The 15,182-nt window shown below is 66.0% G+C and carries 15 protein-coding genes and 3 pseudogenes; 3 read left to right on the forward strand and 15 right to left on the reverse strand.

Going from position 1 to position 15,182, the window contains the following annotated elements:
- Positions 1 to 94 precede the first annotated feature (94 nt).
- Complete coding sequence (locus tag QT196_RS07095) at positions 95 to 583, reverse strand: RNaseH domain-containing protein (RefSeq protein WP_290354581.1); 489 nt, start codon at positions 581 to 583, stop codon at positions 95 to 97.
- 259 nt (positions 584 to 842) lie between these two features.
- On the opposite strand from QT196_RS07095, the gene QT196_RS07100 reads away from it, so the two are divergent.
- Positions 843 to 1,154, forward strand: a complete 312-nt coding sequence (locus QT196_RS07100) for a tyrosine-type recombinase/integrase (protein ID WP_266736215.1) — start codon at positions 843 to 845, stop codon at positions 1,152 to 1,154.
- Here QT196_RS07100 and QT196_RS07105 read toward each other — a convergent pair.
- The 5 genes and pseudogenes from QT196_RS07105 to QT196_RS07125 form a co-directional block, all read right to left on the reverse strand.
- A pseudogene (locus QT196_RS07105) lies at positions 1,102 to 1,248 on the reverse strand (peptidase C39 family protein); the annotation flags it as partial. The gene QT196_RS07100 and the pseudogene QT196_RS07105 sit on opposite strands and share 53 nt — an antisense overlap.
- 498 nt (positions 1,249 to 1,746) lie before the next feature.
- Positions 1,747 to 2,619: an IS3 family transposase gene (locus QT196_RS07110; RefSeq protein ID WP_266735137.1), complete on the reverse strand. Its 873-nt coding sequence runs from the start codon at positions 2,617 to 2,619 to the stop codon at positions 1,747 to 1,749.
- A gap of 17 nt (positions 2,620 to 2,636) precedes the next feature.
- A pseudogene (locus QT196_RS07115) lies at positions 2,637 to 2,933 on the reverse strand (transposase); the annotation flags it as partial.
- 471 nt (positions 2,934 to 3,404) lie between these two features.
- Entirely contained in the window at positions 3,405 to 4,304 is a 900-nt protein-coding gene (ddaH, locus tag QT196_RS07120; RefSeq protein WP_290354582.1) for a dimethylargininase, read from the reverse strand.
- An 11-nt stretch (positions 4,305 to 4,315) separates the two neighbouring features.
- Positions 4,316 to 4,627, reverse strand: coding sequence for a hypothetical protein (locus QT196_RS07125; RefSeq protein ID WP_290354583.1), 312 nt, complete (start codon positions 4,625 to 4,627; stop codon positions 4,316 to 4,318).
- Positions 4,628 to 4,631: 4 nt separating this feature from the next.
- On the opposite strand from QT196_RS07125, the pseudogene QT196_RS07130 reads away from it, so the two are divergent.
- Positions 4,632 to 4,727 (forward strand): annotated as a pseudogene (locus tag QT196_RS07130) (IS5/IS1182 family transposase); the annotation flags it as partial.
- A 1-nt stretch (position 4,728) separates the two neighbouring features.
- On the opposite strand, the gene QT196_RS07135 reads toward QT196_RS07130, so the two are convergent.
- Both QT196_RS07135 and QT196_RS07140 read right to left on the reverse strand, forming a co-directional pair.
- Positions 4,729 to 5,373 carry an FMN-binding negative transcriptional regulator gene (locus QT196_RS07135; RefSeq protein WP_290354586.1) on the reverse strand — a complete coding sequence of 215 codons (645 nt, stop codon included), beginning with the start codon at positions 5,371 to 5,373 and terminating at the stop codon, positions 4,729 to 4,731.
- A 68-nt stretch (positions 5,374 to 5,441) separates the two neighbouring features.
- Positions 5,442 to 6,014, reverse strand: a complete 573-nt coding sequence (locus QT196_RS07140) for an LmbU family transcriptional regulator (protein ID WP_290354587.1) — start codon at positions 6,012 to 6,014, stop codon at positions 5,442 to 5,444.
- Positions 6,015 to 6,620: 606 nt separating this feature from the next.
- On the opposite strand from QT196_RS07140, the gene QT196_RS07145 reads away from it, so the two are divergent.
- A complete protein-coding gene (locus QT196_RS07145; RefSeq protein WP_290354589.1) occupies positions 6,621 to 7,799 on the forward strand; it encodes a transposase in 1,179 nt (392 codons plus the stop codon).
- A gap of 216 nt (positions 7,800 to 8,015) precedes the next feature.
- On the opposite strand, the gene QT196_RS07150 is transcribed toward QT196_RS07145, so the two are convergent.
- The 7 genes from QT196_RS07150 to QT196_RS07180 form a co-directional block, all read right to left on the reverse strand.
- Positions 8,016 to 9,305 carry a cation:proton antiporter gene (locus QT196_RS07150; protein WP_290354590.1) on the reverse strand — a complete coding sequence of 430 codons (1,290 nt, stop codon included), beginning with the start codon at positions 9,303 to 9,305 and terminating at the stop codon, positions 8,016 to 8,018.
- 123 nt (positions 9,306 to 9,428) lie between these two features.
- Positions 9,429 to 9,896 carry a nitroreductase family protein gene (locus QT196_RS07155; protein WP_290354591.1) on the reverse strand — a complete coding sequence of 156 codons (468 nt, stop codon included), beginning with the start codon at positions 9,894 to 9,896 and terminating at the stop codon, positions 9,429 to 9,431.
- Between the two features lie 289 nt (positions 9,897 to 10,185).
- The gene (locus QT196_RS07160) at positions 10,186 to 11,328 is read right to left on the reverse strand and encodes an alpha/beta hydrolase (protein WP_290354593.1); all 1,143 of its coding nucleotides are present in this window, start codon (positions 11,326 to 11,328) and stop codon (positions 10,186 to 10,188) included.
- 85 nt (positions 11,329 to 11,413) lie between these two features.
- Positions 11,414 to 12,361, reverse strand: a complete 948-nt coding sequence (locus QT196_RS07165) for a chlorinating enzyme (protein WP_290354595.1) — start codon at positions 12,359 to 12,361, stop codon at positions 11,414 to 11,416.
- Between the two features lie 2 nt (positions 12,362 to 12,363).
- Positions 12,364 to 12,645 carry an acyl carrier protein gene (locus QT196_RS07170; RefSeq protein WP_290356619.1) on the reverse strand — a complete coding sequence of 94 codons (282 nt, stop codon included), beginning with the start codon at positions 12,643 to 12,645 and terminating at the stop codon, positions 12,364 to 12,366.
- 28 nt (positions 12,646 to 12,673) lie between these two features.
- The gene (locus QT196_RS07175) at positions 12,674 to 14,248 is read right to left on the reverse strand and encodes an amino acid adenylation domain-containing protein (protein ID WP_290354597.1); all 1,575 of its coding nucleotides are present in this window, start codon (positions 14,246 to 14,248) and stop codon (positions 12,674 to 12,676) included.
- Between the two features lie 146 nt (positions 14,249 to 14,394).
- A complete protein-coding gene (locus tag QT196_RS07180; protein ID WP_290354598.1) occupies positions 14,395 to 15,177 on the reverse strand; it encodes an alpha/beta fold hydrolase in 783 nt (260 codons plus the stop codon).
- Positions 15,178 to 15,182: the final 5 nt, after the last annotated feature.

A 15,182-nucleotide genomic window follows, 5' to 3' on the forward strand; every position in this document is an offset into this window, starting at 1 on the left:
GCCAGAGGCCGGGATACCTCCCGGCCGCTGGCCCCACTTCTCATCTCGCGCGATCGTCCGTGATCGTGCCCTCAACGGCTGGGAGGACGGCAGCCTACGCGTCGCCTCCGCGTGCTTCCCTGAGGATCTCGAGGCTCTCTGCGTCCTTGGGTTCGGAGCGGCGGAACTGCGGTTGGCCGAGGTCCATTTGGAGTGCGGCGTGAAGTGGCGCGGGGTAACGGGTTCGATCGGACCACGAGAGCGCCTGGTGGCTGAGTCGGGCTGCGGCGACGGCGAGGGCCTCGCGCTCGTACCCGTCGCGCGTGTACATCGGAGTGATTTCGCGAGTGGTCATGCTGTACCAGGGGGAGTTGAGTTCGTTCTCCTTGCGCTCGTCAGCGTTCTTTGACGCCTTGCCCGGGTCGGCACGCCAGCGGGTCTTCCACTGTCCGTGGCGCTTCTTGCCGTAGTTGCGGGGCTCGGTGAACAGGAACCACGGATGCCCCTCGGGACCGTCTTCCGGGTAGTAGAGGTCGCTGGAGGTCTTGAGCGGCTTGGTGGTGCCGTTCTTCAGCTTCTCAATGACGGAGACGAGTCGTGGCATCTCGGCTTGCGCGCAATTTCATGCGGATGATGCTGACGGGATTCCAGGAGGCGGGCAGGCCGCTTCCTGGAAGCCACAGGCGGGGGTCGTCCGGGTCAGGACTGAGGCCCTGCTTGTTGTTGTGCAGGCCCGGCGTAAGTACGTTGCCCTCTACGCCCCCTTGAAGCATCGGAAAGAGGGCGAATAGCGTGATATACCGGCGCCCGCCACCCTGGAGCCGCTTGCCGAACGGCTGCCCATTCGAAATCAGGCCGGAGGCATGATCTACCCCGACCTTTTCCGTAAATCCTGGGACCGGGCACTGAAACGCCTCGGGCTTCCCGGCTACAACCCGCACGACCTGCGGCACAAGTGGGCCACCGTGACCCTGAGCAACGGTGTGCCCATCCATGAGGTGTCGCGATGGATGGGCCACAGCTCGATCAAGATCACGGTGGACCGCTACGGCCACCTCACCCTCGACGGCGGCGAGCGCTGCCGGCCGTCAGGTCACCGGGCCACCTTCGGGGTGCACATGCTCAGCGGATTCCCAGCTCCGCGAGTACCCGGTGCTGAGTTGGTGCTGGCTTAGCCGGGAAGTAGAGGTAACAGACCCCTCCCGAACCGCTCTTGACCTGGCCGTTTGCGTCGTGGCGCTTGGTCCGCAGCCAAATGTTCTCGAACTGGAATGCAGAGCGGTAACAGACGTCGGCTCCGATGGCAAACATACAGGTCAACGGCTTGGGCTCGTTCACTGCGAACGAGCCCAAGCCAGGCCGTGCTGAGTTCGTGCTGACTTCCGCTGCCGTCCCTTCCGGTCCGTTCGGGGGCGTTGTGCTGGATCGGTGCTGACTTCCGGCACCGGCGGGTGGATGCGCCGACAGCCCACAGCCTCGACATGCTCGCGCCTCAATGTGTGTTACGCCGGATCCAACGCCGTCCCTCGCGCGGGGACCAGTCATGACTGCCCATGGCTCCAGGCAGCGTGCCGTCCGGAATCCGCAAGGTCGCGGCCTCTGGTCCCCGCACCCGCGGGGTTGGCCCAGCCCCAGCTGTTCCCCCTTGGGGCCTGGTCCTGCTCCCCGCACGTGCGGGGTTGGTCTCTTCGCGGCAGGCGCGATGCTTCCCGACGCACGTGGTACCTTGAGCTTGTTCCGCTTTGACGGACACCATTGGTGTGGTGGTCAGGCTGCGAGTGCGGTCTCATATTCGGCGGGACTGCGGTAGCCGAGGCTGCTGTGTAGTCGGTGCAAGTTGTACCAGCCCTCGATGAAATCAAAGATCGCGGTGCGGGCGGCGGCCCGGCTGGGCCAGGCGGCAGTGCCGAGCAACTCTCGCTTGATAGTGGCGAAGAACGACTCGGCGAGCGCGTTGTCCCAGCACTGGCCGGTGCGGCCGACCGACAGCCGGATGCCGAACTGGTCAGCCAGGGAGGCGAATTGCTGACTGGTGTACTGGCACCCGCGATCGGAGTGGAAGATCACCGGACGGGTGGGGCGACGCTGCCGGCAGGCGGCCTTCAGAGCATCGGCGACCAGATCGGTCCGCAGGTGATCGGCTGTCGCCCAGCCCACCACCCGGCGCGAGGCGATGTCGATGACAGTGGCCAGGTAGAGCCAGCCCTCCTCGGTCGGGATGTACGTGATGTCGCCGCACCAGCGAGCGTCGAGGGCCGCTGCGTCGGGCCGGAAGTCCCGGACAACGAGGTCGGGCCGCACGGCAGCTCGTGGATCGGGGATCGTGGTCGGGTGCCGCCGTCTGCGGTGCCGGCCCTGCAGCCCGGCGGCCCGCATCAGCCGGGCGACGCGGCGACGGCCGCATCCGGAGCCCTCACGCTTCAGTGCGGCGTGGATACGTGGGGAGCCGTAGGTGCCGCGCGAGTGCTCATGGACTTGCGTGATCTGTTCGGTCAGCTCGGCGTCGCGGGCTGCCCGCGGGCCGGGAGTACTGGTGCGGCGGGCGTAGAAGGCGGTTCTGGAGACCTTCAGCAGTTCACACGCTCGCTTGACGTTGTGGCCGCTCTGCTTCTCCGCCTCGATGAACGGGTGCACCGTCACCGGGTCTCCTTCGCGAAGAAAGCCGTGGCTCGCTTGAGGATGTCGACGTCCTCGCGCAGTCGGCGGTTCTCTCGCCGCAGCGCGGCCAGTTCCTCGCGTTCGCTGCTGGTCAGGCCTTCGCGCTCGCCCGCGTCGACCTCGGCCTGGCTGACCCACAGCCGTACTGCCGTCTCGGTCAGATCGAAGTCCTTGGCAATCTGACCGACCGAGCGGTCACCGCGCCGGCACAGCTCGACGATCTCGGCCTTGAACTCCGGCGTGAACGAACGGCGAGGCCGAGGCTTCTTCTTCCCCATGCTCTCCATGATGGACATCCTCCCGGGGCAGAACCCCTGATCTCTGATGTCCGTCAAAGCGGATCAAGCCCACCCGGTCAGCAGGCCCCAAAGATGCACCCCCGTGCCGTTGCCGGAGGCGAGGACGACTGCGCCCCTGGGAGTGGGGACACCAGCGAGCGCCTCTCTTGGTCACCGGCCTCGTGGTTACCGTCATCACCTGACCCCCGCGTCGGCGGGGGTGTTCCCCCGTACAACATCGCGATGTTTGCGAAGGAGCGGTGGTCCCCGCACCTTGCGGGGTGCGCCCCTACGTGCCCGCGACCTGTGCCAAGCACTGGACCTCGGCTTCCAGCCGAAGAACATCGAGAGCATCCGCTCCAAGCTCAAGCCCCGCCGCCAGGGGGAACCGACGAAACGCGCTGGTCGGAACAGCCCACGGCACACCAGGATCGCTTCCCGCGAGGAATGTGATCGTTTTCCACCCGTCAGGTGAGCAGTGCTGTCCGCCTAGCGCGCCATGCCACCGGTGTCCGCGGGCGCTGTGACCACACGGCCCGAAGCAGGGTGCAGTTGGTGCAGTTCGAGGGTGCAGCACTTGGCGCCGCCGCCCGCCTTGAGGAGTTCTGGCAGTTCCACCCCGACGGGGTTGAAGCCGCGCTCCCGCAACCGTGCGGCGAGGGAGCGCGCGGCCTCGGGCAGGACTACGTTCCGGCCGTCGCTGAAGGCATTGAGGCCGAACACCGCCGCATCCTCCGCACAGGCCAGGATCGCGTCCGGGAACATCTCCCGGAGCACGGCGCGACTGCCCGGCGTGAACGCGGCCGGATTGTACATGACCTCGTCGGGCGCGAGCACACACAGCGCCGTGTCCAGGTGGTAGTAGCGGGGGTCGACCAGGGTCAGTCCGACCACCGGCACCCCGAAGAACTCCTGCGCCTCGGCGTGCGAGCGTTGGTCGGTACGGAAGCCGGTGCCCGCCAACAGCGTCCGGCCCGCCAGCAGGTAATCGCCCTCGCCCTCATTGACATACTCCGGCCACAGCACGTCCCGGAAGCCATTGTCGGTGAACCACCGCAGATAGGCGGGGCCCTCCACGGTCCGCTCCAGATGCCGGAAGCGGGAGCCAAAGACCTTGCCGTCCACTACGGTGGCGCCGTTGGCGGCGAAGACCATGTCCGGCAGGTCCTCGTCGGGCTCGATCAGTTCGACGGTGTGGCCGAGTGACACATACAAGTCCCGTAACTGCTCCCACTGTAGGAGTGCCGCACCGGCGTCGACTGGCTTCGCCGGGTCCATCCAGGGATTGATGCTGTACCTCACGTCGAAGTATCGGGGCGGGCACATCAGCAGGCGCCGGGGCGCCGCCTCGCGCGCCTCGCCCACGGTGCGGGCAGAGGTTTCTGTCATGGCTGGTCCCTTCATAAGCGGCAGATGGTCGAGGTGCGCGGAACGGCGGTCACAGCGCCACCGTGCGGGAGTGCGGTCACCGGTGCCTCGACGGCCACCGAAGTGACGATCAGGCAGCCCTCGACGGACCAGCGTCCGGTCATAGCCGTAATGAGCCGTCCGTCGAGCACGTGCCCGGCATCGAACGGGCGGGCGTGGAAGGTGCGCCGCAGCGGGTGGATGGTGAGGGCGGCGTCGAGGAACCCTAGCCAGCAGCGGGCCAGCGGGAACCATGCCTGATAGACGGACTCCTTGACGCCGAAGGCCAGCCGGTCCCATTGCACGGTGGGTAACCGCGACGACAGCCGGGACTGGGCCGAATCCAACGTGAAGGCCGCTGTCGGCACCATCGCCGCCGGCGGCTACTTCGGCACCGGAGTCGTGTTCAGGGCAGTTTGCTCATGAGCTGGGCCGTCTCACGGTGTCGGCCGCACTCTCGCCTGGCGAAGGCATCCTGCACGCGGTCGCGGACGTCGGGCTCCTGCTCCTGACTGAGCTTGAACATCCCCTCGGCCTTGGACACCGTGACCCGGAATGCGCCGACACCAGGCACTATCTTGCGAAAATAGTCGATCGATTCGGACATATCCCATCCAGTTCCGAGTTCGGCCTCAAAAGCCCGTACCGTGGACTTCACCACGCCCAGGGTCTCTTCGAGTGAATCGATCTTCTCCACCACGCCGTGCACATGCACCGATGTGAAGTTCCATGTGGGAGCGGCCGGTGTCTTGCGGTAAATCGTCGGGGATACGTAAGCGTGCGGGCCGGTGAAAGTCAGCAGCACGACGTCACCCGTTTTGAGCGCCCCCCAGTGCGGATTGCGCCTGTTCATATGGCCGAGGAGTTTGGCCCCTGACATGTCGGCCATCCATTCATCGGCGATCTGCGGGTCCTGAATAACAGGAAGATGCGTCGCGAATGGACCGTCGGTCACGCTACCGTTGGTCACGAGCAGCGCTAAGGGGTTGCGGCGGACCAGGTCGACCATCCATGTACTGTCTGGTGCGCGGTATGAATCGGGAACAAACATAAGGAATCAATCCTTTCGACGATCTGCCTTACGAGCCCACGCTGTCCAGATGCACGCTCATCACCCCGTCAGGCACTGATCCCTAACCCTTCCTCCACATGCTCCAGAGCACGCTCAGCTTCGTTGTCGAGCGTCGCCCAAACCCATTTTTCGAATTCAATTCCCGCATGCTGTGCAGCTTTACGCCAGTGCTCGAGACGACTGCCCGGAACCGCCAGGCGGCGGGTCACAGCGGGACGCGTTTGGTCGCCCGGGCCACCGTCACCGGTGTCCCGGATGGAGTTCCGGAGCTGCTTAGTGGTCCAGCTCAACTCTTCGGCGCGGTCGAGCCACCATTCCTGCTCGTCGACGGGGCGCGATGCGACTTCAGCATGGTGCTGGAAACTCAACCCCGCCCGCCGTCGACTCAGTCCGAACCGACGTGAGACCCAGGCGTAGTTGCGCAGCGTCTGATACTTGAGGCCGGCGGCCCGGATACCGCGCTGGTATCGGTCGACATAGTTATCCTTCCCGTATACGAGCCAGTCACCGAGCCACCACGAGGATGAGTCCAGGACGCCCGAGAGCCGGCGTCCGGCCCGCTCCCAGTCCTCGAAGCTCAGATCGGGCGGCATCTGCAATCCCACTCGCGTCGTCAGCACCTCGGCGCTCCGCGATGCGTCGCCCCCCGGTCTGCGCTGTCCTTGCCCAGGTCCGGGCCTGGGAGGCTGCACAGCCCTGACGGGGTGCACGCCACTGGTCGCATTCATTAAATGCCTCCCCCTGAAGAAGATTCGAGCAGACGACGAAGAGTCAAGACCTTTCAGGAAAACTCAACAAGCACGGAATCGGCCGTTCCCACATGGCGCTAGATATCGGGCGGCCAACGGTATGCACCAACGCCGGGGACCACAAAGGAATTGCGAAGCCAAGGGGATATCTGCCCGGCAACCGCCCACCAGCGACTCACGCCGATTAACGGCAGCACCCCGAACCGCCGTTGCCCCGATGTGTGATCATCGATTTGAGTCGAAGTCGGCAGCCACTGCAAGGAGTTAAACGGCAACCGCCGCGACTTGCACATGTCGATCACTTTAAGCATTCACCTGCACCCGGAGCGCGACATGACGCATCCGACCCCGAGACCCTGCCGCCGGCTACAAAGGTCCGCGAGTTGGCGTTAATAACTCGCCAAAACCTGGGGGCGATGAGTGGATCCGGGCTACTCTGCCCGACGACTGTCGCCACGCGGGGATCCGGGGGATGTAGTGTTACTTTGCACAGTTAACGGGTCAACTAAAGCAGAATCGGTCTCCATAGCCGATGATGCCGCGTTCAGCAAATTCACCTCGCAGCTTTTCGGACATCTGCCGAGAGCCGACCAGCACAGGTTGGCTAAAAAGTATCTGACCGCTCTCCTTGCCACTCCCGGCAAGAAGTCCATTCGCCGCTTGGCCCATACCGTCTCCGCCTCGCCCACGACCGTGCAGTCGTTGCGCCAGTTCGTGAATCTCAGCCCGTGGGACTGGAATCCGGTCCTGCGAGAGCTCACCAGATGGGTCGCAGGACACGGTTCCGCCCCCGCATGGTCGATCGGCCGTGCGCTCCTCCCCAAGCGCGGCGAGCAGACCGTCGGCGTACACCGCTATTTCGACCCGATCTCCGGCCGCACACTCAACTGCCAAGTGGGGATTGGCCTGTTCTTGCACATCGGCACCACGCACCTGCCCGTCGACTGGCGCCTGTTCCTGCCCAAGTCCTGGTTCAATGACCGCCAGTTACGCCAACGCGCGCGCATTCCGGACGCCGAGCACTATCGCCCGCTGTGGGCACATGCCCTCGGCCTGGTGAAGACGCTGGCCGAGCGCACCGCATCCGCCCCCCTCGTGGCCGATATGAGCGACGATCCCCATGTCCGGTCCCTGATCGACGCACTCAACCAGCACGGTCACTCGTTAGTCATCGCAGTGCCGCAACACGTCAAAGTCCTCCCCAGCGGACGCGGTCCGAGCACCCCGCCTCTCCTCAACGCCAAGGCCTGCCTCTCCTCCGGGACGACGCGTGACGTCATCCTCACCAGCGCAGCGGACGGGAAGCAACGGCGCGCCCGTATTGTCTCCTTGCCGGTCCGCCTGTCGGACTCCTCCGGTTCGCCCTCTGGCCAGCCGTACCAGCTCTTCGCCGAGTGCGGCCCGGACAACCGCCCCGACTCCATATGGATCACAACTTTCCCCGAGCGGGCCCTCGCACAGGCCGTCTCACTCACGACTCTGGCAGATGCCACCGCCTCGGCCGTCTCCAACATGGAGCGGTCCGTCGGCCTCCTCGACTTCGAAGGCCGTTCCTTCCCGGGCTGGCACCACCACATGACTCTGGTGTCCGCCGCATACGCGTTCCAAAGTCTCGGCAGGCGCTGTAGCGACCCCGGTCTCCAGGCGCTCGCGTAAGGGCCCGTGCGCGGGGCGGACGCCAGATGCGTACGCCACACAGCACGCGGTTCAAGGGAGGTCCCAGGGCTGGCGGCCGGACCGGACCGACGGCCTCCGGGGGCTTCGGCCACCTGCAGGTCGGCTGGTCCAACGCGCCGGTGGCTGTCGTACCCGGTCGGGCCCGGCGGCGAGATCCGCGGCAGGGCCCCGCCCAGCGGGGAAAGGAAGCGCAGACTACTTCCCCGCCGGGGCGGCCACCCGACGCGGACGGGCGCGCGCGCCGCTCGTGCGGTCGTGAGCCCGGTCGAGCAGCGACAGCAGGGGTCCAGTGAGGGCGGTGGTGCTGAGGGCCATCACGACGAGCGCCAGGAACATCGGCGCCGTCACGATTCCGGCGCTGTGGCCGACCTGAAGGACGATCAGCTCGGTGAGCCCGCGTGTGTTCAGCAGGATGCCCACGCGCGCGGCCGTCGAGCGGGATTCCCCGCCCAGGCGTGCCCCGAGATAGCCGCCGCCGATCTTTCCGAGGACGCCCAGCACGGTGCTCAGGACCAGCAGCGCCCAGGGCGCCGAACCGAGCCCGGTGGTGAGCACGGTGACACCCGTGACGACGAAGAACACTGGCACGAGCAGTTGGCCTACCCCGGTCACACGGGGCACCACCGCGGACCGGTCCGGCGATGCGTCGGCGGGAATCGCGAGGCCGAACAGGGCCGCACCGAAGATCATCGACAGGCCGAGCCGCTCCGTCGTCAGGGCCGCAGCGATCGCGGCGACGCCGACGACAGCGGCTGCCAGACGCGGGAACCGGGTCATCGACGCGACGGCGAACTCGGTGCGCAAGACACCTCTGAGTAGCAACACCCCGACAACCGCCGCGGCCATGATTGCCAGCACCCGCAGAGAGCCGGCCGCGCTGCCGGTGTCGAGCCCTACCACGATGGACAGCAGCACCCAGCCCACGCCGTCGAGAACGATCGCGCCGGTGAGGGCCAGCCGCCCTGCGGGGGAGGTCGTCAGGCCCCGGTCCGCCATGATGCGCGCCAGCACCGGCACCGCGGTTATAGACAGCGCCACCGCGAGGAACAGCACGAACGCGGGCAGCGGCGCCGTTCCGCGCAGCGCTGGGTCGTCGACCAGCAGCACCCAGCCGGCCAGCAGCGTGCCGGCGAACAGCGAGGGCACCATCGCTCCGAACACGATCCAGGACACCGCACGGCGGCCGCGCCCGGACGGCCCGGCGCGCAGTTCATGAGTGAGTCCCACCAGAAACAGCGCGAGCCCGGCCTCGCCGAGGAGCTTCAGTGCGCCCAGCACGTTGTCGGGCAAGAGCAGGCCGAACGCGTCCGCGCCGACTAGCCCATGGAGGGCGGGCCCGGCGAGCAGGCCCCCGGTAATCTCGCCGATTACCTCCGGCTGCCGGAGCCACCTGGCCACCGCACGGCCGAACCATGCCAGCGCAAGAACGACCGCCAGACATGCGGCCACATGAGCCAGAAACAGCACAACACCGCCCACACTCATCGACGGCATCCTTTCTCCACTGAGGACATCGGAAGCAACTCGGGCAGGTGGCTCTCGTCAAGCTCCCAGGACCGGACCGAAATGGACGGCTGCCACGCGCGCCCGGGCGGTTGCCGGGCAGCTTCAGGCACCGTTCCCAGGTGGACGAAGCCGACGATGCTGTCCCTCTCGCCGAGATCCAGTGCCCGCTTGACTGCCGGATCCGTCGCAGGAGGGGCCGGTCACCCATTTCGAGCGGAACCCGAGCGCGGTCGCAGCGAGCAGCAGGTTCTGGGTGGCCGCGGGGACAGCCGCCACCGTTTCGTGTGCCGGGACGGGCACATCGAGCAGGGGCCGGCAGGCGACGACGAGGAAGACCGGCGCGCGGAACGCCTTGGCGCTTTCCCGCGCGCACCGCTGCAGGCTGACCGGTACGCCGGTTTCCTGGCAGCGACGCATGTACGCCGAGGCCAGCACGTCTGCGAACGCGGCGGCGAGCTCCGGTGGGATCAGGATGAACGACCAGGGGCGACACAGGCGGTGGTCGGATGCCTGCACCGCAGCCTCGAAAATCTGGTGCAGCTCCGCCGGGTTCGGCCCGGACTCAGCCAACTGCAGCGCCGAGCCGCGCGCGGCGTTCGGTCCAACGTGCTCAGCATGTGCTTCAACGGGTCGTCTCCTGTCCCGTACTGGTTCCCGGAGGCCGACGGCCACTCGTACGCACCAGCTTCCGCGCAGCACCCTGCGCGCGAAGGTCCTTTGGGCAGACACAGCTCCCAGCCCCCCGGTCGGCATCAATGAACTGGCGTGCTGTTGGGGAGTCAGCAACTCTTGGCCATAGAGAGGTTGGCGGTCGGTCCGGTGCCGCCACTGATGTCACTCCAGGTCAGACTGTCCTGGTTCAGTGCTGTGCCATGAAGTCCGCCGCCACCCGCAGTAGCTTCTCGTCTGCGTTGAACAGCGAGATGTGGTCACCGTGGTCCTCCACCCGAAGGTGTCCGTTCGACAGACCCGCGGCCACCTGTTGCGAACCGGCCGGATGGGCGATGTCGTCGTCCTGGCTGGTGACCACCAGCGTGGGCTGCTTCACCTTGGCGAGATACGGTCCGACATCGGTGCTGGTGATCCCGGTGTTGAGCCGGCAATACCGGTAGAGGAGTTCCGGGCTCGCATACGGGTACAGCACAAGATGGGCCACATCAGCGGGCGTGCTGGTGAGCATGGCCTGGCAGAAGGCGGCATGCACTGCCCGCGCGGCAGCACGGCTGCGGGCGGCCGAGGTCATCAACTCGATCAGCCCCTCCTGATGTTTTGTCTTCATGCCCCCGTCGGTGAATTCATAAGCGCCGTGCCACAGACTCAGCGAAGAGACTCTTCCCGACTGTTCCGCCGCTGCCGCAAGCGCGATGACCGCACCGCCGCAGAGGCCGACCACATGCGCGCTGGTGACGCCGTAGTGGTCCATCACTGTGAACAGATCGGCGGCCTGCGCGCCGATGTCGATGCTGTAGTCGCCGCCATGGTCGGCCGCGTCGAACAGCCCCCGGCTCTCCCAGGTCAGCACGCGGCGATCGCGGGCGAGAAAACGTACCCAGGATTCCGCCAGCGCGGCCGGCATGCCGCAGGCGGGCACGAGGACTACGGCTTCGTCGGCCTGCCCCGCGGCGTACACGTTCAGTGGCACCCCGTCGACGGAGGTGATGGCTTCTTTGTGGGAGAACACGTCGAAACTGTCGGCCAGGGTCTCGGCGACAACCTGGTCCACCTCACCTAGGCGGTCCACCGGCACCGCCGCAGCGGAGTTCATCCAGTCCGCGAGCGCCAACCGCTCGCTCACCACTCGTTCGAACACCTGGAGGTCGTCGAACACCTCATTGCGGGTCAACGTCAGTCCCGTGACCCCGGCACGCCGGGCGACCCGGTTCAGCAGTCCGCGCAGTGCGCGCCACTCCCCGGCCGACCAGTCGGCGGGGGAAACAGCGGCATCACGGGCTACCGGCACGACCCGGACCGGTGCGGCCAGACCCGCGATGAGCGGTTTCACCGACAGCACGGACCCCGCAAGCCGAGCAACCGCCCCTCTCGTGTCCCGTCCCAGCATTCGACGACCTCCTATCAGGTCAACAAGGTCACCGGACGGGGAACTTGTGACCCCTCGTGGTCGAGGTCACCTTTCGGTTGTGGGTGTAGTTGTCGACGCCCGCCACGAGGACCGCACCGTACTCGCTCAGGCTCACCCGGCCGCCGTACTCGTCGACATCATCGGTATCCGGATAGATCTCCACCGAGGTCGGCACATACCGGCCGGCGAAACCCAGCCGCATCTGCTTGTCCATCGCCGAGTGCGGCTTCGACGCGTGCATCATCGTGGACCAGAACATGACCGCCTCGCCCGGCTTCATGACCATGGATACTGCCTGGTCCTCGTCGGGCTTCCAGTCGGGGTCCTTCTGCAGCTCCCGGTAGTCGTAGCCGTAGAAGCCGCGCGAGACACCGTCCTTGTCCTGGTTATTGATCTTGCCCGGCTGGTAGTGCATCTTCTTCGTCTCGTCGTAGTACATCGTGCGCTGCGTCCCAGGTATGAACTGCAGGCAGCCTGTTTCCTCGGAGGCCTCGGTGAACGCCGTCCACACCGTGATCGTCCCGCCGAATTCCTTCTCGGACTCCGGCCACACGATCTGCGGTTTGCCGGACGCGAAGGCGAACGTGTCGGCCTGGTGCCAGTCCGTCCCTTCGTCACCCGGGTACTTCGGGAAGAACTCCGAGCGCCAGCAGAGCGCGTTCGGCCCGAGTACGGCGGTCACCCGGTCCACGATCTCCGGCCGGCAGATGTGGTCGGCCAGGAAGCTGGAGTCGAGATGGCGGTCGTAGTTCGCGATGTTGGTGTTACCCGCCTGCGCGTCGCCCTCTTCGTAGACGGCCCTGCTGCGGTCCATCAACTGGAGCCGCTCACGCCGCCAGAGCCGCTTCATCTCCTCGACTTCGTACACCTTGAACGGTCCCATGTAGCCGCGCTCGTGAAACCTGGCGACTTCTTCCGGGGTAGGAGTGAAGCTCTTTTCCACCGTGTCCGTCATCGTCAATCCCTCACCGTAAGCGGTTCTTCGCTCTTGATCTGTGCATCCACGAGCGCCGACAAGGAATCGACACTCGCTTCCTCCAGCGCTGTGACATCGACCGTGGTGTCGTACCTCTCATTCACCTGCGCCACGATCCGGATGAACGCCAGCGACGTGGCGCCTTGATCGAACAGGTCGACGGCCGGGTCGATCCCTTTCCTTTCCAGCACGGTCCGGACGATCTCGCCGATCGACTGCCGGATTTCGGATACGGATCCACCGATTCCGGACGGCGCCGTCATCACGTCGGCCCTCCGTCTGGCGACGGGGTCACTTTCCAAGCGCATCACGATTCACCTTTCCCTGTAGCGTCATAGGAATTTCCGAGACGACTCTGTATACGGAAGGCCGAAGATGTCTCGGCAAAGCTGTTCGCGCATGCCCCTCCGCCGCGGCGACAAGGCGGGAAGTGGCCTGCTCGCTGAAATCCGATGTGCGAGCAGGAAGCAAGTAGGCAACCAGCCGGACATCACCATCCCCGAAATCTCGGGATGTGACAACAACTCCCGTGATATCCGGGACATGTGAGAGGCATTCCTCTATCTCGCCGGGCTCGATTCGATACCCGCGGACCTTCAGCTGGCTATCCATCCGCCCGAGGTAAACCAGCTCGCCGCCGGGCAACCGCATGGCCCGGTCACCGGACCGATAAAGCCGCTCCTCACCCAGCTCGGCCTTAGGGGACACAAACCGCTCCTCGGTGAGCTCCGGTCGGTTCAGATAGCCGCGGGCCAGCCCGTCGCCGGCAATGCACATCTCACCGGGCATGCCGTCCGGCACGGGATTGCCGTTGCCGTCCAGCACATGGACCCGCAGGTCGGGCAATGGCACGCCGATGGGACTGTCGCCGCCCTCGTCCAGGTCCGACGCGGTGATCCGCCGGTAGGTGCAGTGCACCGTGGTCTCGGTGATCCCGTACATGTTGACCAGGGCCGGCCGCTGATCCCCGTGCCGGTCGATCCACGGTGCCAGCATCCGCGGGTCCAGCCGCTCCCCACCGAAGACCACCAGCCGCAGCGCCAGGCCGGACGTGCTGTTCCCGCCGGATGACATGACAGTGAGCAGCTGGTGGAACGCCGAGGGCGTCTGGTTCAGGACGGTAACCCGCTCGGAGCGCAGCAGCGAGATCAGCAGTGCGGGTGAACGCGAGACCGTCTCGGGCAGCAGCACCAGCCGTCCGCCGTACAACAGTGCGCCCCAGATCTCCCACACCGAGAAGTCGAAGCTGATGGAGTGGAAAAGCGTCCAGGTGTCCCGGTGGTCGAATTCGTACCACAGTTGGGTCTGTTCGAAGAGCCGCACCGCATTACGGTGTTCGACGGCGACCCCTTTGGGTGCTCCGGTCGAACCTGATGTGTAAATGACATAGGCCAGGTCGTGTCCTGCCGCCTCGGTCGACGGCCCGCCGCATTCCAGTGCGGCGGCATCCGGGTCGACGGAAACGTCGCCCCCTTCGATCCACACCATCGCCGGATGGCGACCGGCCATCAACTCCGCTGTGTCCGCCGCGGCCACCACGATCGGCGCCGCGCAGTCGGCCAGCAGATAGTCGATACGTTCCGGCGGATAGTCGGGGTCTATCGGCACATAGGCGCCGCCCGCCTTCAGAATACCAAGCATTCCCACGATGGCTTCCGGACTTCGGTACGCGCACAACCCGACGAGGATATTTGGCCGCACGCCCAACTCAGCGAGCCGAGCGGCCAAAAGATCGCTCCGCTCATCAAGCTCCAGGTAGGAAATCCTCTCGTTCTCCGTTGACAGTGCGATCCGTTCCGGAGCAGCACGCGAGCGTTCCTTGAAGATTCGGTGCAGACAGGTACCCGGCAACACCACGGATTCCATTCACAGTTGGTGGGTGACATTGATGGAAGGCTGTTGGTGGGTGTTTTCTCTCAGCGTCGAATGACCGGCCCGTCCACCGACGTGTCCCCGCTCGTGACCGTCCCGTCGCCAGGACACCTGATTCCGACTGCGGCAACGCCGGCCGGTTACCCGCCCATCGGGCGGTACGCCGCGCCCGGCAGGCGCGCGGCGAGCACCCCGGTCACGGCGGCTTCGTCATCGAAGAGGTAGAAGTGGCCGCCCGGCAGCTCGATCACTTCGAAACGGTCGGCGGCGAACGCCGACCACGCCTCCAGCCCGCCGCGGTCGACCTCAGAGTCGGCGGTTCCGCCGACAGCCACCAACTCCGCTTTCACCGGAACGGGGTCAAGGCGTTCATACCGCTCGCTCAACCGGTAGTCGGCGCGGATCATCGGCAGCAGCACCTCGACAAGATCCGGCTGTGCCAACAGATCCATCAAGGAAGCGTTGACCCGTTTGAGGTCCGCGATCAGCTCGGCGTCACTCAGTTTGTGAATCTGCGCTTCCCCTTTGTGATGGGGCGGGGAAGCACCGGAGACCGCGAGGAGATCGACCACCTGACCATGTCGGCGCTCCAGTTCGGCCGTCACCTCGTAGGCGACGTAAGCGCCCATACTGTGACCGAAGATCACCAGCGGTTCACCGGTCAACGGCTCCAGCGCCGCGACGATCGGCTCGACCATCTGCTCCATGTCGTCGATGAGCGGTTCGATGAAGCGGTCCTGCCGGCCCGGGTACTGAACGGCGTACACACCGATGTCCGCGGGCAGGCGCGCGGCCCACGAACGGAAGGAATGAGCCGTGCCTCCCGCGTGCGGCAGACACACCAGGCGTAGGCGGGGCCGCTGTACGGGGGTGTTGCATGGACGCAGCCAGAGTTCTGACGGGGTGGGCTTCGCAGTACGCATGGGGC

Source organism: Streptomyces sp. P9-2B-2, from assembly GCF_030406865.1.
Taxonomy (GTDB): domain Bacteria; phylum Actinomycetota; class Actinomycetes; order Streptomycetales; family Streptomycetaceae; genus Streptomyces; species Streptomyces platensis.